General features: G+C 69.7%; 18 protein-coding genes. 6 read left to right on the top strand and 12 right to left on the bottom strand.

What is annotated here, in order from left to right; genetic code table 11:
- Nucleotides 1–49 precede the first annotated feature (49 nt).
- Entirely contained in the window at nucleotides 50–961 is a 912-nt protein-coding gene (locus ADL25_RS48130) for a YihY/virulence factor BrkB family protein (RefSeq protein WP_059128520.1), read from the top strand.
- Here the strand turns inward: ADL25_RS48130 and ADL25_RS48125 are convergent.
- Nucleotides 909–2,180 (bottom strand): D-alanyl-D-alanine carboxypeptidase family protein, encoded by a 1,272-nt coding sequence (locus tag ADL25_RS48125; RefSeq protein ID WP_059128519.1) that lies wholly within the window; start codon nucleotides 2,178–2,180, stop codon nucleotides 909–911. The genes ADL25_RS48130 and ADL25_RS48125 overlap by 53 nt on opposite strands.
- Nucleotides 2,181–2,283: 103 nt before the next feature.
- Between ADL25_RS48125 and ADL25_RS16685 the strand changes: the two genes are divergently transcribed.
- The 3 genes from ADL25_RS16685 (at nucleotide 2,284) to ADL25_RS16675 (ending at nucleotide 5,517) form a co-directional block, all read left to right on the top strand.
- Entirely contained in the window at nucleotides 2,284–2,526 is a 243-nt protein-coding gene (locus tag ADL25_RS16685; protein WP_059128518.1) for an SCO4848 family membrane protein, read from the top strand.
- Between the two features lie 17 nt (nucleotides 2,527–2,543).
- Nucleotides 2,544–3,803: a metallophosphoesterase gene (locus ADL25_RS16680; protein WP_059128517.1), complete on the top strand. Its 1,260-nt coding sequence runs from the start codon at nucleotides 2,544–2,546 to the stop codon at nucleotides 3,801–3,803.
- Nucleotides 3,804–3,960: 157 nt separating this feature from the next.
- Nucleotides 3,961–5,517 (top strand): ABC transporter substrate-binding protein, encoded by a 1,557-nt coding sequence (locus ADL25_RS16675; protein ID WP_059128516.1) that lies wholly within the window; start codon nucleotides 3,961–3,963, stop codon nucleotides 5,515–5,517.
- A gap of 18 nt (nucleotides 5,518–5,535) precedes the next feature.
- Here ADL25_RS16675 and ADL25_RS16670 read toward each other — a convergent pair whose 3' ends face one another.
- On the bottom strand, nucleotides 5,536–7,002 hold the full coding sequence (locus ADL25_RS16670; protein ID WP_059128557.1) for a sensor histidine kinase: 1,467 nt from the start codon (nucleotides 7,000–7,002) through the stop codon (nucleotides 5,536–5,538).
- Entirely contained in the window at nucleotides 7,002–7,706 is a 705-nt protein-coding gene (locus ADL25_RS16665; protein ID WP_059128556.1) for a response regulator transcription factor, read from the bottom strand. The genes ADL25_RS16670 and ADL25_RS16665 overlap by 1 nt, the downstream gene beginning before the upstream one ends.
- Nucleotides 7,707–7,865: 159 nt before the next feature.
- Here ADL25_RS16665 and ADL25_RS16660 point away from each other — a divergent pair, with 159 nt between their 5' ends.
- A complete protein-coding gene (locus ADL25_RS16660; RefSeq protein WP_059128555.1) occupies nucleotides 7,866–10,295 on the top strand; it encodes an MMPL family transporter in 2,430 nt (809 codons plus the stop codon).
- Between the two features lie 224 nt (nucleotides 10,296–10,519).
- On the opposite strand, the gene ADL25_RS16655 is transcribed toward ADL25_RS16660, so the two are convergent.
- The 3 genes from ADL25_RS16655 to ADL25_RS16645 are packed head-to-tail and all read right to left on the bottom strand — an operon-like array spanning nucleotide 10,520 to nucleotide 12,168.
- On the bottom strand, nucleotides 10,520–11,260 hold the full coding sequence (locus tag ADL25_RS16655) for a TetR/AcrR family transcriptional regulator (protein ID WP_059128554.1): 741 nt from the start codon (nucleotides 11,258–11,260) through the stop codon (nucleotides 10,520–10,522).
- Nucleotides 11,261–11,271: 11 nt separating this feature from the next.
- The gene (locus ADL25_RS16650) at nucleotides 11,272–11,757 is read right to left on the bottom strand and encodes a thiol-disulfide oxidoreductase DCC family protein (RefSeq protein ID WP_059128515.1); all 486 of its coding nucleotides are present in this window, start codon (nucleotides 11,755–11,757) and stop codon (nucleotides 11,272–11,274) included.
- Nucleotides 11,758–11,760: 3 nt separating this feature from the next.
- Nucleotides 11,761–12,168, bottom strand: a complete 408-nt coding sequence (locus ADL25_RS16645; protein WP_059128514.1) for a hypothetical protein — start codon at nucleotides 12,166–12,168, stop codon at nucleotides 11,761–11,763.
- 230 nt (nucleotides 12,169–12,398) lie between these two features.
- Here ADL25_RS16645 and ADL25_RS16640 point away from each other — a divergent pair, with 230 nt between their 5' ends.
- Nucleotides 12,399–13,340: a hypothetical protein gene (locus tag ADL25_RS16640; RefSeq protein ID WP_059128513.1), complete on the top strand. Its 942-nt coding sequence runs from the start codon at nucleotides 12,399–12,401 to the stop codon at nucleotides 13,338–13,340.
- On the opposite strand, the gene ADL25_RS16635 is transcribed toward ADL25_RS16640, so the two are convergent.
- The 6 genes from ADL25_RS16635 to sdhC all read right to left on the bottom strand — a co-directional run bounded on the left by ADL25_RS16635 (nucleotide 13,337) and on the right by sdhC (nucleotide 17,761).
- Nucleotides 13,337–13,630, bottom strand: coding sequence for a hypothetical protein (locus ADL25_RS16635; protein ID WP_059128512.1), 294 nt, complete (start codon nucleotides 13,628–13,630; stop codon nucleotides 13,337–13,339). The two genes, ADL25_RS16640 and ADL25_RS16635, sit on opposite strands and share 4 nt — an antisense overlap.
- On the bottom strand, nucleotides 13,630–14,127 hold the full coding sequence (locus ADL25_RS16630) for a hypothetical protein (RefSeq protein WP_059128511.1): 498 nt from the start codon (nucleotides 14,125–14,127) through the stop codon (nucleotides 13,630–13,632). Before ADL25_RS16630 ends, ADL25_RS16635 begins: the two co-directional genes overlap by 1 nt.
- 230 nt (nucleotides 14,128–14,357) lie before the next feature.
- Complete coding sequence (locus ADL25_RS16625) at nucleotides 14,358–15,119, bottom strand: succinate dehydrogenase iron-sulfur subunit (RefSeq protein ID WP_059128510.1); 762 nt, start codon at nucleotides 15,117–15,119, stop codon at nucleotides 14,358–14,360.
- The gene (gene sdhA / locus ADL25_RS16620; protein WP_059128509.1) at nucleotides 15,119–16,873 is read right to left on the bottom strand and encodes a succinate dehydrogenase flavoprotein subunit; all 1,755 of its coding nucleotides are present in this window, start codon (nucleotides 16,871–16,873) and stop codon (nucleotides 15,119–15,121) included. Before sdhA ends, ADL25_RS16625 begins: the two co-directional genes overlap by 1 nt.
- A 19-nt stretch (nucleotides 16,874–16,892) precedes the next feature.
- The gene (locus tag ADL25_RS16615) at nucleotides 16,893–17,375 is read right to left on the bottom strand and encodes a succinate dehydrogenase hydrophobic membrane anchor subunit (RefSeq protein WP_059128508.1); all 483 of its coding nucleotides are present in this window, start codon (nucleotides 17,373–17,375) and stop codon (nucleotides 16,893–16,895) included.
- A gap of 5 nt (nucleotides 17,376–17,380) precedes the next feature.
- The gene (sdhC, locus tag ADL25_RS16610) at nucleotides 17,381–17,761 is read right to left on the bottom strand and encodes a succinate dehydrogenase, cytochrome b556 subunit (protein ID WP_079050408.1); all 381 of its coding nucleotides are present in this window, start codon (nucleotides 17,759–17,761) and stop codon (nucleotides 17,381–17,383) included.
- Nucleotides 17,762–17,799: the final 38 nt, after the last annotated feature.

Genomic DNA, 17,799 nt, shown 5'->3' with positions numbered 1-17,799 from the left:
ATGGGGGTACCCGAGGAGTGACCGAGGGACACGAGGGGAGATTCGGATCATGGACTGGCTGAAGAAGCTCCCCGTCGTCGGGCCGTTGGTCGTACGTCTCATGGCCACGCACGCCTGGCGCTCCTACGAGCGCCTCGACCGCGTGAAGTGGACCCGGCTCGCCGCCGCGATGACGTTCATCAGCTTCGTGGCGCTCTTCCCGCTGCTCACCGTCACCGCCGCGATCGCCGCCGCGACCCTCAGCGAGTCCCGGCAGAAGGAGCTGCAGAACAAGATCGCCGAGCAGTTCCCCGGCATCTCCGGCCAGCTCGACATCCACGGTCTGGTGCAGAACGCGGGCACCATCAGCCTCATCGCCGGCGCCACGCTGTTCTTCGTGGGCATCGGCTGGGTCGCCCAGGTGCGGGACTGCCTGCGTGCCGTGTGGGAGCTGCCCGACAGGGGTGAGAACCCCGTGCTGGCCAAGGCCAAGGACGGGGTAGTGCTCGTCGGCCTGGGCGGCGCCATCCTGGTGACCATCGCCGTGACCACCGTCGCCTCGGTGCTGATCGACCGGGTGGCCGGGCAGCTGGGCCTCGAACGGAACGGCTGGGGCAGCGTCCTGCTGCAGGTCGCCGCCCTCCTCGTCGCCGTCGTCGCCGACTTCCTGGTCCTGCTGTACGTGCTCACCCTGCTGCCCGGCGTCGAACCCCCACGGCACCGGCTGCTGACCGCGGCCCTGATCGGTGCGGTCGGCTTCGAACTGCTCAAGCTGCTGCTCAGCGGATACATCCAGGGCGTCGCGTCGAAGAGCATGTACGGCGCCTTCGGGGTGCCCGTCGCCCTGCTGCTGTGGATCAACTTCACCGCGAAACTCGTGCTGTTCTGCGCCGCCTGGACGGCGACGCGGAGCAGCGGGTCCGACGGTGTCAGGGGCGCGTCCGGCGGCGCACCAGATCCGGCAGCGGCCAGCGGCGGTTGACCAGGAAGACGCCCGCCGCGAGCAGCACGAGCACCCCGGCGGCGATGGCGAGCGCCACGCCGACCCCGCCGGAGCCGCTCTCCCGCACCGAGGCGGCCACCGGCTTGGCCGAGGTCTGCTCCCCACCGGCGGCGGCGGACGCGGGCGCGCTGGGCTGTGAGCCGGCCTGGGCGCCCCGCGGGGCGACGAGTTCGCCCACCGGAGTCACCTTCCCGGCCGCGCCGAAGCCCCAGTCGAGCAGCCGGGCGGCCTCCTTGTAGACCTCGTTGTGGTCCTTCTTCTCCGGGTTCATCACGGTGACGAGCAGCACTCGGCCACCGCGTTCGGCGACACCCGTGAAGGTGGCGCCCGCGTTGGTGGTGTTGCCGTTCTTCACACCCGCGATGCCCTGGTACGGGGTGATGTCGGAGTCCCCGGCCAGCAGCCGGTTGGTGTTCTGGATCTCGAAGGAGCCGCGAGTCGTCCTGCCGTGCTTCTTCGTGGTCTCGCCCGGGAACTTCGCCCGCACCGTCGAGCAGTACTCCCGGAAGTCCTTCTTCTGCAGGCCCGAGCGGGCGAACAGGGTCAGGTCGTAGGCGGAGGAGACCTGGCCGCCTGCGTCGTAGCCGTCGGGGCTGACCACATTCGTGTCGAGGGCCTGGAGTTCCTCGGCGTGCGCCTGCATGTCCTCGACGGTCTGCTTGACGCCGTGGTTCATCGAGGACAGCACATGCACGGCGTCGTTGCCGGAGCGCAGGAAGACACCGAGCCACAGGTCGTGGACCGTGTAGGTCTCGCCCTGCTTTATCCCGACCAGGCTGGACCCGGCGCCCATGCCGGCCAGGTCGGAGGGAGCCACCTTGTGCTTCTCGCTCCTCGGGAACTTGGGCAGCACCGTGTCGGCGAACAGCATCTTCAGCGTGCTCGCCGGGGGAAGCCGCCAGTGCGCGTTGTGGGCGGCGAGGACGTCACCGGACTCGGCGTCGGCGACGATCCAGGAGCGCGCGCTCAGGTCCTTCGGGAGCACGGGGGCACCGCTGCCGAGGTTGGCCTGGGTTCCGGGTTTGCCCAGCAGCGCGCCGCCGACGGTCGACATCCGGGCCGGGGGCGTGGCCGCATGGGACAGGGTCGGGCTCTGCGTGTCCGCGAGGGCGGTCGCGGGAGCTGCGAGCGTGAGGGGCAACAGGGCTGCGGTGGCGAGCGCCAGACGGCGCCCGGCGATCTTCTTCATGGCGGACACGGTGGCGAAAGTACAGGGCGCGGAGCGGGAAGTCCCGCCGTATCCCGGCCGATGCTCGGTACCCCGCGCCGAGCGGCGCCCGGAGAACCGCGATACTGAACTCATGAAGCTCAGCCGCCCCGTCTCCTGGTTCCTGCTCGCCTTCGGGGTGTGGAGCTGGGTCATCTGGATCACTTTCGTCAAGAACCTGTGGAAGGACGGCAGTGGACTCGCGTTCGACGACGCGGGGAATCCGACGGCCTACTTCTGGGTGCACTTGACGCTTGCCGTCGTCTCCTTTGTCTTGGGGACTGTCATCGGTGCCCTGGGGTTGCGCGGACTGCGCGCGTTGCGGCGAACGTCATAGCGGAGGGCTGGAGAACGGTGGTCGTTGTCGTCCTGTTGATCGCTCTGACCGCCCTGGTCGCCCTGGCGGCGCTGCACTGGTTCGCGTGGCGCCGGCTGGTGCGCGACACGACCCGGGGTCCGGGCCCGGCCCGGCGAGCCGGTGCAGTGGTGCTCGTCGCCGGACCGGTGCTCATGGTCGCGGCCCTGGTCGCCGAGCGGGCCGGAGCCCCCTTCTGGCTCCAGCGCACCCTCGGATGGCCCGGGTTCCTGTGGATGGCGGTGTCGCTCTATCTGCTGCTGGCACTGGTCGCGGGTGAACTCGTGCGTCCCCTGATCCACCTGCTGGTGCGGCGCGGGGCGCGGACGAGGCAGACGGCGCCGAGTCCCGCACCGGTCCCGGCGGGGACGGCACCCGCGCGGTCCGAGTCGGAAGCGGAACCCGTCCAGGACCCGGCGCCCGTGCCCGCGGACCCCTCGCGCCGTCTCTTCGTCTCCCGGGCGGTCGGCGGCGCGGTGGCCGCCGCCACGGCCGGCACGGTGGGGTACGGCACATACGGCGTTCTGCGCGGCCCCGCCGTGAAACGCGTCACGGTCCCGCTGGCCCGTCTGCCGCGCTCGGCCCACGGGTTCCGCATCGCCGTCGTGAGCGACATCCATCTGGGCCCGGTACTCGGCCGTGGCTTTGCACAGCGCGTGGTGGACACGATCAACTCGACCCAGCCGGACCTGATCGCGGTCGTCGGCGACCTGGTCGACGGCAGCGTCAAGGACCTGGGCCCGGCCGCGGCCCCGCTGTCCCGGCTGAGGGCGCGCCACGGCAGCTACTTCGTCACCGGCAACCACGAGTACTTCTCCGGCGCGGACCAGTGGGTCGAGGAGGTACGCCGGCTCGGTCTGAACCCGCTGGAGAACGCGCGCACGGAACTGCCCGGGTTCGACCTGGCCGGCGTCAACGACCTGGCGGGCGAGAGCGAGGGCGAGGGCCCCGACTTCGGCAAGGCGCTGGGCGACCGCGACACCTCGCGCGCCGTGGTGCTGCTGGCCCATCAACCGCTGCAGATCCACGAGGCCGTGCGCCGTCACGTGGACCTTCAGCTCTCCGGCCACACCCACGGCGGCCAGCTCTGGCCCGGCAACTTCGTGGCGGCCGCCGCCAACCCGACCGTCGCGGGCCTGGACCGGTACGGCGACACGCAGTTGTACGTCTCCCGGGGAGCGGGCGCCTGGGGGCCGCCGACGCGGGTCGGCGCGCCGTCGGACATCACGGTCGTGCAACTGGCGTCGAGGCAGGCGTGAGGCTGTCACCCGGTCCACGAAATGCCGTTGGATCAAGGCTTGGACAAGTTAACTCTCATCTCAACAAATCCCTCTTCCCTCAGGTCAAACTCCTGTGATTAGGTGATCCGCGCCACAGGGGAGTGGCATGCGCTGAGTGCCTGGGGAGGGCGCGCCGATGCGTTCGGTTCGCATACGGATTCTCGCGACTGTGCTGGTTCTGGCAGGAGTGGGAGTGGGCGGGTGGCAGTTGCTGCCGGCCGCGGAGAACAGCAACAAGACGATCACCGTGGGGACGACGGACGCCGTCACGTCCCTGGACCCGGCGGGGGCCTACGACGCAGGATCCTGGGCGTTGTTCAGCAGCGTGTTCCAGTCGCTGCTGACCTTCGAACCCGACGGTGTGGAACCGGTGCCGGACGCGGCCAAGAGCTGCGGGTTCGTCGGGTCGGACCTGCAGACATACCGCTGCACCCTGCGCGACGGACTGACGTTCCCGAGCGGGCGCACCATGACCGCCGAGGACGTCAAGTACTCCTTCGACCGGGTCAAGAAGATCAACTCGGATGTCGGCCCCGCGTCCCTGCTCGAGACGCTGGGTTCGGTCGACGCCAACAAGCTCACCGTCACCTTCCATCTGTCCTCGCCCGACGCGACGTTCCCCTTCAAGGTGGCCACCGGCGCCGGAGTGATCGTCGACCACACCAAGTACCCGCAGAACGCGCTGCGCGACGACTCCGGTGCCGACGGGACGGGCCCGTACACCCTGACGTCGTACTCGAAGGACAAGAACGCCGTCCTCGCCCCGAACACCCGCTACAAGGGCGACGTCAAGGACACGGGCCGGCCCATCGACCTGCGCTACTACGGCGACCCGGCCGCGCTGGAGAAGGCCTGGAAGGCGAAGGAGGTCGACGTCGCCACGCGTCAGCTGCCGCCCGCCATGCTCGCGGGCCTCTCACCGAGCGACCCCGACCAGCGTGTCAGCGAGGCCGACAGCGCCGAGATCCGCAATCTGGTCCTGAACACCGCCTCCAGCTCGCCGCTGCACGACCGCCGGGTCCGCCAGGCCGTCGCGATGACGATCAACCGCGAGGAACTGATCGACAAGGTGTACGAGAGCACCACCGACCCGCTCTACTCGCTCATCCCGGCGGGCATCACGGGTCACACCACCTCGTTCTTCGACGCCTACCCCACGCACAGCGTCACAAAGGCCCGTGCCCTGCTCACCGAGGCGGGGGTGCATGTGCCCGTCCACTTCACCTACGGATACGGCAAGGGTCGCGGTGCCGCCGAGGAGGAGGCCACCGAGCTGAAGCGGCAGCTCGAGGCGACCGGGTTGTTCAAGGTGGACCTCCAGGGCTACGAGTGGACCGCCTTCCAGAAGCGGTACGCGGAAGGAAAGCTCGACGCGTACGCCGTCGGCTGGGTGGCCGACTACCCCGACCCGGACACCTTCACCGCCCCGCTCATCGGCACCGGGAACAGCATGAAGAACGGCTACGGCAGCGAGGACGTCGACAGGCTGATCCGGGAGAGCCAGCGGTTCTCGGACCGCGCCCAGAGCGCCGAGGACTTCGAGCAGATCCAGCAGCATGTGGCGGACGACGTTCCGCTGATCCCGCTGTGGCAGCGCAAGGAGTACGTGGTCAGCAGCGAGGACGTCGGCGGAGGCCAGTACCTGTCGGACGGTACCGGCGTCTTCCGGCTCTGGCGGCTGACCTGGATCTGACGGACGCCGGGCGGGCGCTCACCGGTGGTCCCGGTCGTGCGCCCGCTCCGGCAGCGTGACCGTCACCGCCAGCCCCTCGCCCGGCGCCGTCCGCACCGCCACATCGCCGCCGTGCGCTGCCACCACCCCGTGCACGATCGCCATGCCGAGCCCGCTGCCCGCACCCTGACCCGCGCGGAAGAAGCGGTCGAAGACACGTGCCGCGTCCTCCTCCGCGAGGCCCGGACCCTCGTCCGCGACGCACAGCCGTACGACCTCGCCCTCGCGTTCGAGGCCGAGCAGCACCGGGGTGCCGGCGGGCGTGTGGACCCGGACGTTCGTCACGAGGTTGCCGAGTACCTGACGCAGACCCGACTCGTCGGCCCGTACGAGCAGCGCTCCGTCCGCGCGCACCGTCACGGGCCGTCCCGGCTGCTGGGCCCGCAGGTCCTCCGCCGCGTCCCGCACCAGCCGGCTCAGGTCCACGTTCCGGAAACGGAGTTCGGGCCGCTGGTCCAGGCGGGCGAGGACGAGGAGTTCGTCCACCAGGCGTCCCATCCGGTCCGCCTCGGCCATCATCCGCTCCCAGGACCGCTTGCGCTCGTCCGGATCGGTGAGCATCCCCTTGTCGTACAGCTGGAGGTAGCCGCGTATCGCCGACAGCGGCGTGCGCAGCTCGTGCGAGGCGTCCGCGACGAAGTGGCGGAGCTGGGCGGCGCTGCGCTCGCGTGTGCGATACGCGGACTCCACCTGGTGGAGCATCGAGTTGAGCGCGGTGCGCAGCTGCTCCACCTCCAGGGAGGTCTCCTTGCTGGAGGGCATCCGTCGGGTCAGATCGCCCTCGGCGATGGCCGACGACGTCTCCACCATGTCCTCCAGTGGCCGCATCCGCCGGCCCACACTGATCATCGTCAGCGCCGCGAGCAGGGCCAGCAGCAGGGTTCCGATGGTGAGATCGAGTCTGAGTGCCTTGGCCATGCCGGTGTGCAGCACCCTGGTCGAGCGGGCGAGCAGCACATAGGTGCCGTCCGCGAGTCGCGCCCCGGTCACGCGGTAGGGGTCGCCGCGCAGGTGGATGTCGCGCGGCTGGGGGGCCACGACGAGTGTGGCGGGGTCGTGGACGGCGGAGGCGAGCGCCTGCTGGGCGTCGGTCGGCTTCAGGCCGGCGACGGTGAGCACGGTGCCGTCCCGGTCGACGGCCGCGAACACGGAGTCCGGGTTCGGCGAGTCGCCGCCGCTGTGCGGCAGCAGCCGGTCGCGGACGACCGCAAGCGCGCTCAGCGAGTCGATCTCCCGCAGGGTCAGCTGTGAACGCACGAGCGAGTCACGGGATTTGGTCAGCTCGGTGTCGATCTGCCCGAGTACGTAGTGCCGCATGCCCATCAGGCTGATGGCGGTCGCCGCCACGATACCGAGCGCCAGCAGCCCCACGTTCGCCAGCGTCAACTTGCCGCGCAGGGAGTGGATGCCCCGTGGCCGCGGGAGCGGGGGGAGTCGCAGAAGCATCATGCCAGGCCGTATCCGACACCCCGCCGGGTGGTGATCACCGGCGGTCCGAGCGTGTCGAGCTTGCGGCGCAGATAACTGACGTACGTCTCGACGACCGTCGACTCGGGCGGTGTGTGCTCGTACTGCCACACATGGCGCAGCAGCTGCTCCTTGGGCACGATCCGGCCTCCGTTGCGCACCAGGAAGCGCAGCAGCGCGTACTCCGTGGGGGTCAGCTCGACCGTGCGGCCCGCACGGTGCACCGAGTAGGTCGTCTCGTCCAGCTCCAGATCGCCGTAGCGCAGCGGTGGACGCTGGGGCAGGACGTCCGCCGTTCGTGTGCGCCGCAGGACGGCCCGCAGCCGCGCGACCACCTCGTCTATGTTGAACGGCTTGGTGATGTAGTCGTCGCCGAAGCCGAGCGCCCCGACGATCTCGGCGGGCGCGTCGCGTGCGGTGACGAAGACCAGCGCCAGGTCCGGCCGGCGGGCGCGAAGTTCCCGGCCGAGCGCACGTCCGTCGCCGTCCGGCAGCATCACGTCCAGCAGCGCCGCGTCCGGCCGCGTACGTTCCGCGAGGGTGAGCGCCTCGCGCACGGTGCCCGCGATCATCACCTGGAAGCGGTGATAGCGCAGGGCGATGGCGAGGACGTCCGCGATGCTCTCCTCGTCCTCGACCACGAGAACCGTGGCCCCTTCGTGCGCTGCCTCGTTGGCCGTCATGTCCCCCAGTATCCGCGGCGGCACCGGCGGCCGGGGCGGTGGGCGCTTTGGAGTTCCTTGAGAGTCGGGCCGTGGCGAGCCCGTCCGGGCCCGCCGCCGCCGATCCTGGTGCTCCGGGACCTGGGGGACGCCGATGAAGGAGGGTGGAGAGTGACGACACTGGCGCGGTGGTGCTATCGGCACCGGTTGCTGGTCCTGTTGTTGTGGGTGGGAGCGCTGGTCGGGATGGGCGCGACGGCGTCCGCCAAGGGGGCCGACTACGCGAATGTCTTCTCCCTGCCGAACACGGACTCCAAGACCGCGTACGACCTGATGACGAAGGCCTTCCCGAAGGCCTCGGGCGACACCGACACGGTGGTCTGGAAGGTCGAGCGCGGATCGGTGCGCGACGCGGCGGTGCGGGCGCGGATCCAGCCCGCACTGGCGAAGATCGCGCGGATGCCGGGGATCGGCGCGGTCGGCAGCCCCTACACGGGCCCCCAGGGCGCGGCGCAGATCAGCCGGGACGGGACGATCGCGTACGCGCAGCTGACGTTCACCGAGCGGGCCAACGAGGTGCCCCAGGAACTGGTCCAGGACGTCGTCGACACGGCGCAGGACGCCGAGCGCGGCGGTCTCGAGGTCGAGTTGGGCGGTCAGGCGATCACCCGGATCCAGCAGCCGCCCACCGGACTGTCCGAGATGGTCGGCATCGTGGCGGCGGCGGTCGTGCTGTTCCTGGCCTTCGGCTCGCTCTTCGCGATGCTGCTGCCGATCGCCGTCGCGGTGTTCGGTGTCGGCATCGGGCTTTTCTCCACGCAGCTGATCAGCCATGTCACGGACGTGCCCGACATCGCGCCCCTGCTGGCCTCGTTGATCGGCCTCGGGGTCGGCATCGACTACGCCCTGTTCATCGTCACCCGGCACCGGCGCGGCATCCTGCGCGGCATGGAGCCGGAGGAGGCGGCGGTCACCGCCCTCAACACCTCCGGCCGGGCGGTGCTGTTCGCGGGCGGCACGGTGTGCATCGCGCTCGCCGGGATGCTGGTGACCAATCTGCGCTTCCTGGACGGTGTGGTCATCGGCACCTCGCTCACCGTCGTGCTGAGCGTGCTCGCGGCCGTCACCCTGCTGCCGGCGCTGCTCGGTCTGCTCGGCCCGCGGGTGCTCAGCCGCCGGCAGCGGCGGCGGCTCGCGGCCCACGGACCAGAGGCGGAGGGCGCGAGCGGCCTCGCTGCGAAGTGGTCGGCCACGGTGCAGAAGCGCCCCCGGACGATCGCCGTGCTCGCGGTGGTGGTCATGACCGTGCTCGCCCTTCCCGTGCTCTCCCTTCGCCTCGGGGCCGCCGACCAGGGCAACGACGACGCGTCGACGACGACCCGCAAGGCGTACGACCTGCTCGCCGAGGGCTTCGGACCCGGCTTCAACGGACCGCTGCAGGTGGTCTCGGTCAGCGGTGACACGGATGCGCTGGTCCAGGGCATCCGGGAGACCGACGGCGTGGCCCGGGCGGCCGCGCTGCCGCCCGCACAGGGCGTCACGGTCATCCAGGTCGTCCCGACCACCTCGCCGCAGTCCGAGCGGACGGACAGGCTCATCGACACCCTGCGCGACGAGGTGATCCCGAAGGCGGGCGCGCAGGCCCATGTCGGCGGCGTCACTGCGGTCTCCAAGGACTTCGCGTCCGTCACGGGCGACCGGCTGCCGTACTTCATCGGGACCATCATCGGGCTCGGCTTCCTGCTCCTGCTGATCGCGTTCCGCTCGCTCGTGGTGCCGCTGACGGCCGCCGTGATGAACCTGATCGCCGCGGCGTCGTCCTTCGGCGTCCTGGTGGCGGTCTTCCAGTGGGGCTGGGGCCTGGACCTGCTGGGCCTCGGCAAGGAGGGGCCGATCCAGGCCTTCCTGCCGATCATCATGCTGTCCCTGCTGTTCGGTCTGTCGATGGACTACCAGGTCTTCCTGGTGAGCCGGATGCACGAGGAGTGGGTGCACACCAGGGACAACGCCCGCGCCGTCCGGGTCGGCCTCGCGGAGACCAGCCGGGTCATCAACTCCGCGGCCCTGATCATGGTCTGCGTGTTCCTGGCGTTCGTGCTCAGCGGCAACTCGGGCGCCGCGATGGCGGGCGTCGGGCTCGCCGCGGCCGTGGCGCTGGACGCGTTCGTCCTGCGTACGGCGCTGGTGCCGGCGGTGATGCATCTGCTCGGTGGGGCGAACTGGTGGCTGCCCGGCTGGCTGGAGAAGCGCCTGCCGCATCTGGCGGTGGAGCCGGGCGAGGAGCCGCAGCAGGAGAGGACGCCGGCGGCCGGGGGTGCGACGGTGGTGTACGGGTTCGTACGGGACGCGGAGGGCGAGCCGGTCCAGGGAGCGGCCGCGACGCTGCTCTCGAAGGGCGGCCGTCAGCTGGACCGCGTCACATCACTGGCGGACGGCTCCTACATCCTCGCGGTCCCCTCGCCGGGCACCTACCTCGTGGCGATCACGGCCGCCGCGTACGGATCGAAGGCCCGGCACGTGGTCGTCGGCGAGGAACCGCTGGTGCACGACGTGGAGTTGACGGGCGACGAGGTGAACGCCGTCAACCGGTCCTCCACTGCCAGGCCTTGAGGCTCGCGCCCGCATCGAGGCCGATCCCGGCACCGATCGTGGGGGGCGGCGTGACGATCCCGCCGAGGGCATGGACGCGGTGGTTCCCGCACATGTCCCCGGCCGGATCGCTCCGTAGGTGAAGGCGCCGGTGCCCGCGGCCCGGACGTCGCACACCGGTATCCGTGCCTCGGCGCAGGGGGCGACCACGGTCTTCGGGTCCGGTGGTGTTCAGGCGGTGGTCGTCACTCGGCCCGCTGCCTGCTCCCGGGGTCCGGCAGCATCTTCGTCATGCCCGGCAGGAAGTCCGTGAACAGTTCGTGCACCTCGAGGACAAGGGGCCGCAGCACTCGGAAGCGGGCCAGGGCGACACCCCGTGCGGTGAGGCGGGCGCCGCGTTCGGCCAGCCGGTAGCTGCGCTCGCGGCCCTCGGTCCTGTCGAAGATCCAGTACAGCACGAGCCCCATCTGGGAGAGCCACATCAACTCGGGCAGGACGTCCCGCAGATCGGCGGAGACCTTGGTCTTCGCGCCGGCCAGCACCTCCTTGTGGACGGCGATGGCCTCCTGGCGCGCGTGCTCCGACTCGGGGGAGAAGGGGCTGAGCGGACTGTCCGGGTCGGCGGCGTTCTTGAAGAACTGCACCGCGAACTCGTGGTAGGGCGTGGCGATGTCCAGCCACGCCTCCAGGACCCCCGCCAGCCGTGCCTCGAGACCGGTCTCCCGCTCCAGGACCTCCCGGACCGCCAGCCGGTGCTCGGCGGCGATCCGGTCGTAGAAGCCCTGGATCAGATGTTCCTTGCCCTCGAAGTAGTAGTAGGCGTTCCCCACGGAGACGCCGGCCTCCTTGGCGATCGCCCGCATCGTCGTCTTGTCGTAGCCGCGCTCCTGGAACAGGCGCATCGCCGTCTCCAGGATGAGCGCACGGGTCTGCTCCGACTTGGTGGGCGTACCGGCCTCGTCGGCTCGGTCGTTCTTCGAGGGCACGAACAGAGAGCCTAACGAGTGGCGCAGGCGCCGCCGCCGCACCCGGGCCCCGTGTAGGTCCACCCCCGTGCCGGGTCGTAGCTCCAGCCGTCCCCCTGCCGGTAGGCGCGCCCGCCCCACTGCGCCCCGCGCCACTTGGCGGCCGCCAGCACCGCGCCCCTGGCGAGCCTGGCCCCCGTCGGCGTGCTGAGCCGGTGGGCGAGGGCACGGTGGCCGCGCAGCGCCCACAGCGTCACGACCCAGGCGCCGGGTCCGCGGTAGAGCTGGCCTGCGTCGCCGACGACGGTGATCTCGTCGAGGGTGGCGCGGTGGTCGAGTCCGGGAAAGCGCAGGCGCGCCTCCTGCGAGCCGGCCGGAACCAGGTCAAGCGGTACGAGCTGGGGCTGCCGTACCAGCCAGTCGCGCAGGAAGGTGCACAGGGAGCACTCGGCGTCGTACAGGACGGTGAGCCCGTGGACCGGGACGCGCGCGGCGTCCCGGACCTCCGGGGCCGGCACGGCTCAGGCCCCCGTCGAAGGCGTGACCCAGCCCTGCGGCCCGACGGGCGGGACCTGCTCCCGCTCCATCGCACCGCGCCGCCGGATCCTGTTGAGCACGTACACGTTGCCCAGGTGCATCGCACCGAGCACCAGCAGCACCACGCCGAGCTTGGTCGACAGTGCCTCGAAGATGCCGCGCGCGTCCTCGACGGTGCCGTGGCCGTTCAGATACAGCGCCACGAAGCCGAGGTTGACGAGGTAGAAGCCGACCACGAGGAGGTGGTTGACGGCGTCGGCGAGCTTCTCGTTCCCGTGCAGCACGTCCTCGAGGAAGACCCGCCCGTTGCGGCTGAGGGTGCGCGCCACCCAGACCGTCAGGGCGACGCTGATCAGCAGATAGATGACGTAGGCGATGACCGTGAGGTCCATGTCCCCACCCTTCTTGAACGCGTTCAAAAACGCTGACGGTGTTGACTGTAGACCTGTTTTTGAACGTGTTCAACTCAATCGGGGGAGGTGTGCCCCACGGTCCCTCCGCCACGTGAAGTGACGTCACGTCTCCGCCGCGATGGGTCCCTCCCACGCCCTGCCCATGGGCCGTGATCCCCGAGCGCCGATGCTGAGGGGCGCCGAGGGGCGTATGGGGAGGGCGGGGCTTCGTGCGACGGGTGCTGTCGGTGCACTTCGCGCCGTGTGCGCTGTTCGTCGCCGGGGTGCTCGCGCTCGTACGGGCAGGGAGTTTCTCGGGACGCAGCGACTGGAGTGCCGTATGGCCGCAGCGGCCGACGGCGCTGCTCGGAGCGATCGCGACGGTCGCCGTCTGCGCAGCAGTTCTCACCCTGTTGCTGCAACCGTTCCAGGTCCGTGCGGTACGCGTGCTCGAGGGCTACTGGGACCGCTGGCCGCTCACGGCCGCACTGGCCGGGATGCTGGCCCGGGTTCAGCGCAAACGGTGGCAGGCGCTGCGGCGACGGGCCGAGGCGGCGACGGGCGGGGACCGGGCGCGGCGTGTGCGGGCCGATGCGCGCCGTCGCCTCGCCGCCCACCCGCCGGCCGATCTTCTGCTGCCCACGGCACTGGGCAACGCCCTGCGGGCCGGGGAGTTGAGCGCCGGAGAACGCTACGGACTGACGACGCTGACCTCGTGGCCGCGGATCTACCTCCAGGTGTCCGACCGTATGGCCGAGGTGCTCCGTTCCACTCGTGACGCACTCGACACCGCGGTGAACCTCTGCTGGTCCTTCCTGCTGCTCACCGGCGCCGGATGCGCGGCCCTCCACGACGAGCCGTCAGCCTGGTGGCTGTGCGGTGCCGGCCTGGTGCTCGCGGCGTTGGCCTACAAGGGTGCGGTGACGGCGGCGCAGGCCTACTCGGGCCTGATGCACGTGGTGTACGACCTGCACCGCTTCGATCTCCTCGACGCGCTGCACCACCCACTGCCTTCGGACCGTACGAGCGAAGAGGCGATGTTTTCGGAACTCTCGGACCAGTTGGCCGGCATTCGGCGTCAGGGCACGCCGTATGACCACGCGGCGGCGCGTGGCCGCACCCGACGACATGGTCCATCGGCCGACGACCGCGACGGCCCGCCGCGGCCCTAGCAGTCCCCGAGTACGGCTCGGCCCTTGTGGTACTGGGCGCGGAGTTCGCTCTCCGGGCAGAGCGCGAGAACCGCCGGTGGCAGACACCTCAACGGGCACGTGGCCGTATGCAGCACCTCAAAGGCGCCGGACTGCTCGAGGTGGGCCCGGGCGAGGGATTCCCCCTGCTCGAGTGCCCTCTCCCAGTCGTCCACCTGATCGCGTGTGTAGTGGCCCCGGAACGGCCGGACGCATGAGGGGCACTGGTGCAGGTCCACCCCGTTGCCCGGCAGTGTCACGTCGTACAGCATCAGCCGTCTCCTCCGTTCAGCGACTTGGGTTTCTGCGGAGGTCCCCCCGGGTCTTCGTGGAAGAGGTGGTGGATCCACCAGGCCTCGACGAGAGCGCCGGCCAGAGCCAGGCCCGCAGCTGCCCAGCGCCATGCGGCCTGCTCGTCGTGAGGTGGAACAAGTGCCGTGGCCACGGAGAAGATCAGCAGCATCGTGCCGGTGTTGAAGGTGATGACGGCACGGCGGTTGCGCACCTGCCACTGGATGAAGTGGGCGCTCCGCCGCTCCAGGAGTTCGCTGTTGCGCTCCAGGTCCTCCGGTGCGTACCAGGCTTCGACCGTCTGCCGGTTGTACAGGTACTTGCGGGCATCGGCGCCGATTTGCATGGTCGCGATCAATGCAATGGCCGACGTGACGACAAGAAGCAGCGTCACGCCGGGCCACCGGAAATCGCCGCCGTCAACGATGATCACGCCGATCAGAGACAGGGACGCGCCCGCGAGCAGGGGCGCGGCCACCGTCTGCGCTGTTGCGGACGCTTCCGGATAGCCGAGGAAGTGCGGGGCCCTCGGCCCTATGTACGGTTCCTTGCTCTGCTCCACGAACCGTCCCCCTACCTACTGGGCATCGGGGTCGGAGTGTGACAGACGGAGCTGCTTATTCAGTAGAGGTGCAAACAGGCCAGAAACACACGAGAGCCCTGTTTCCGAAGTTGCGGAAACAGGGCCCTCGTACGGGATCCGGAGGATCAGAAGCGGCGCGTGATCAGCGCTCGCTTCACCTCCTGGATCGCCTTCGTCACCTCGATGCCGCGCGGGCAGGCGTCCGTGCAGTTGAACGTCGTGCGGCAGCGCCACACGCCGTCCTTGTCGTTCAGGATCTCCAGGCGCTGCTCGCCGGCCTCGTCACGCGAGTCGAAGATGAAGCGGTGCGCGTTGACGATGGCGGCCGGGCCGAAGTACTGGCCGTCGTTCCAGAACACCGGGCACGACGAGGTGCAGGCGGCGCACAGGATGCACTTCGTCGTGTCGTCGAAGCGTGCACGGTCCTCGGCGGACTGCAGGCGCTCGCGCGTCGGCTCGTTCGTGTCCTTCGTGACGAGGAAGGGCATCACGTCACGGTAGGCCTGGAAGAACGGCTCCATGTCGACGACCAGGTCCTTCAGGACCGTCAGGCCCTTGATGGGCTCGACCGTGATCGGCTTCTCGGGGTTGATGTCCTTGATCAGCGTCTTGCAGGCAAGGCGGTTCTTGCCGTTGATCCGCATGGCGTCCGAGCCGCAGATGCCGTGGGCGCAGGAGCGGCGGAAGGTGAGGGTGCCGTCGATGTCCCACTTGATCTTGTGGAGGCCGTCGAGCACGCGCTCCTTCGGGTCGATCTCCAGCTGGAAGTCTTCCCAGGTCGCCTCGGCCGAGACCTCCGGGTTGAAGCGGCGGACCCGGAAGGTGACGGTGATGTAGGGGGAGGCGGCGGACTCCGCCTCCACCTTGTCCAGAACGGGGGTTGCCATCAGTACTTACGCTCCATGGGCTGGTAGCGGGTCTGGACGACCGGCTTGTAGTCGAGACGGATGGACTCGGTGCCGTCGTCGCCCACCTCGCGGTACGCCATGGTGTGGCGCATGAAGTTGACGTCGTCGCGGTTCGGGTAGTCCTCGCGGTAGTGGCCGCCGCGGGACTCCTTGCGGGCGAGGGCGGACACCGCCATGACCTCGGCCAGGTCCAGCAGGTTGCCCAGCTCGATGGCCTCCAGCAGGTCCGTGTTGAACCGCTTGCCCTTGTCCTGGATCGCCACGTTCTTGTAGCGCTCCCGGAGTTCGGCGATCTTCTCGACGGCCGTCTTGATCGTCTGCTCGGTGCGGAACACCATGACGTTCGCGTCCATGGTCTCCTGCAGCTCGCGGCGCAGGTCGGCCACGCGCTCGCTGCCCGTGGAGGAGCGCAGGTTCTCGATCCGGGAGACCACCAGTTCGGCGGGGTTCTCCGGCAGTTCGACGAAGTCCGCCTTCTGCGAGTAGTCCGCCGCGGCGATACCCGCCCGGCGCCCGAAGACGTTGATGTCCAGCAGCGAGTTGGTGCCGAGGCGGTTCGCGCCGTGGACGGACACACAGGCGACCTCGCCGGCCGCGTACAGGCCCGGGACCACCGTGGTGTTGTCCGTGAGGACCTCACCCTCGACGTTCGTCGGGATGCCGCCCATGGCGTAGTGCGCGGTCGGCTGGATCGGGATCGGGTCCGTGTACGGCTCGATGCCGAGGTAGGTGCGGGCGAACTCGGTGATGTCCGGCAGCTTGGCGTCCAGCTGCTCCGGCGGCAGGTGGGTGAGGTCCAGATAGACGTGGTCGCCCTCGGGACCGCAGCCCCGCCCCTCGCGGATCTCCGTGTAGATGGAGCGGGACACGACGTCACGGGACGCCAGGTCCTTCATCACCGGCGCGTACTTCTCCATGAAGCGCTCGCCGTCCTTGTTGCGAAGGATGCCGCCCTCGCCGCGCGCACCCTCGGTGAGGAGGATGCCCATGCGCCAGATGCCGGTCGGGTGGAACTGGAAGAACTCCATGTCCTCCAGCGGCAGACCCCGGCGGTAGACCGCGGCCTGGCCGTCACCGGTCAGCGTGTGCGCGTTCGAGGTCACCTTGAAGAACTTGCCGCAGCCGCCGGAGGCGTAGATCACGGCCTTCGCCTGGAAGATGTGGATCTCGCCGGTCGCCAGTTCGTAGGCCACCACACCGGCCGACTTCTTGACGCCGTCGACCTCGGTGATCAGCTGGTCGAGGACGTAGAACTCGTTGAAGAACTCCACGCCCTCCTTCACGCAGTTCTGGTAGAGCGTCTGGAGGATCATGTGGCCGGTGCGGTCGGCCGCGTAGCAGGAGCGGCGGACCGGGGCCTCGCCGTGGTTGCGCGAGTGACCGCCGAACCGGCGCTGGTCGATCCTCCCCTCGGGCGTCCGGTTGAACGGCAGGCCCATCTTCTCCAGGTCGAGGACCGAGTCGATGGCCTCCTTCGCCAGGATCTCGGCGGCGTCCTGGTCGACCAGGTAGTCACCGCCCTTGACCGTGTCGAAGGTGTGCCACTCCCAGTTGTCCTCCTCCACGTTGGCCAGCGCGGCGGCCATGCCGCCCTGCGCGGCGCCCGTGTGGGAGCGGGTCGGGTAGAGCTTCGTCAGCACGGCGGTGCGGCTGCGCTTGGTGGCCTCGATGGCGGCGCGCATGCCGGCGCCGCCGGCGCCGACGATGACGGTGTCGTACTTGTGGATCTTCATATTTCTCGCAGCCCCGTGCCTAGCGGATGTTCGGGTCGAAGGTGAAGATCACCAGCGTGCCCAGCAGGATGGTGAACACCGTGGCGGTGTACAGCAGGCCCTTAAGCCACAGCCGCGTGTTCGCCCGCTCCGCGTAGTCGTTGATGACGGTACGCAGACCGTTGGCGCCGTGCAGCATGGCGAGCCAGAGCATGGCGAGGTCCCAGACCTGCCACCACGGGGAGGCCCAGCGGCCGGCCACGAAGGCGAAGCCGATCTTGGAGACGCCGCCGTCGAGGACCAGCTGGATCAGCAGGTGCCCGAGGACCAGGACGACCAGGACGATGCCGGACAGGCGCATGAACACCCAGCCGTACATCTCGAAGTTGCCGCGGGTCGACTTCGGGGTCTTCTTCGTCCGCTTGCGCGGCGGCTCGATGACCGGCGCCGGGTTGTCGACGTCGTACAGCGAGGCACCCTCGACGGGGCCGATGCCGGAGGCGGTGGTTTCAGTCGTGGACATGCGCGTCAGCTCCCGAACACTTCACGAGCGGCGTGGCCGAGGACGGGGTAGATGGCCCCGAGCATCAGCACGACCCAGACGCCGACGACGGTCCAGAGCATCTGCTTCTGGTAGCGCGGGCCCCGCGACCAGAAGTCGACGGCGATGACCCGAAGGCCGTTCAGCGCGTGGAAGAGGATGGCGGCGACCAGGCCGTACTCCAGCACGGCGACGATCGGCGTCTTGTACGTGGCCACGACCTTGTCGTAGGCCTCGGGGGAGACACGGACGAGTGCGGTGTCCAGCACGTGTACGAACAGGAAGAAGAAGATGAGGACGCCGGTGACTCGATGAGCCACCCAGGACCACATTCCTTCCCGGCCGCGGTACAGCGTTCCAGCCGGCACGGAAGAACCCTCCGGGAGCGGGGACTAGGGCCGCGCCG

Origin of the sequence: Streptomyces sp. NRRL F-5122, assembly GCF_001507435.1 — a bacterium.
GTDB lineage: Bacteria > Actinomycetota > Actinomycetes > Streptomycetales > Streptomycetaceae > Streptomyces > Streptomyces lannensis.
Note: the sequence above shows the minus strand (reverse complement) of the source record. Positions and strands in the feature narration are given on the sequence as shown.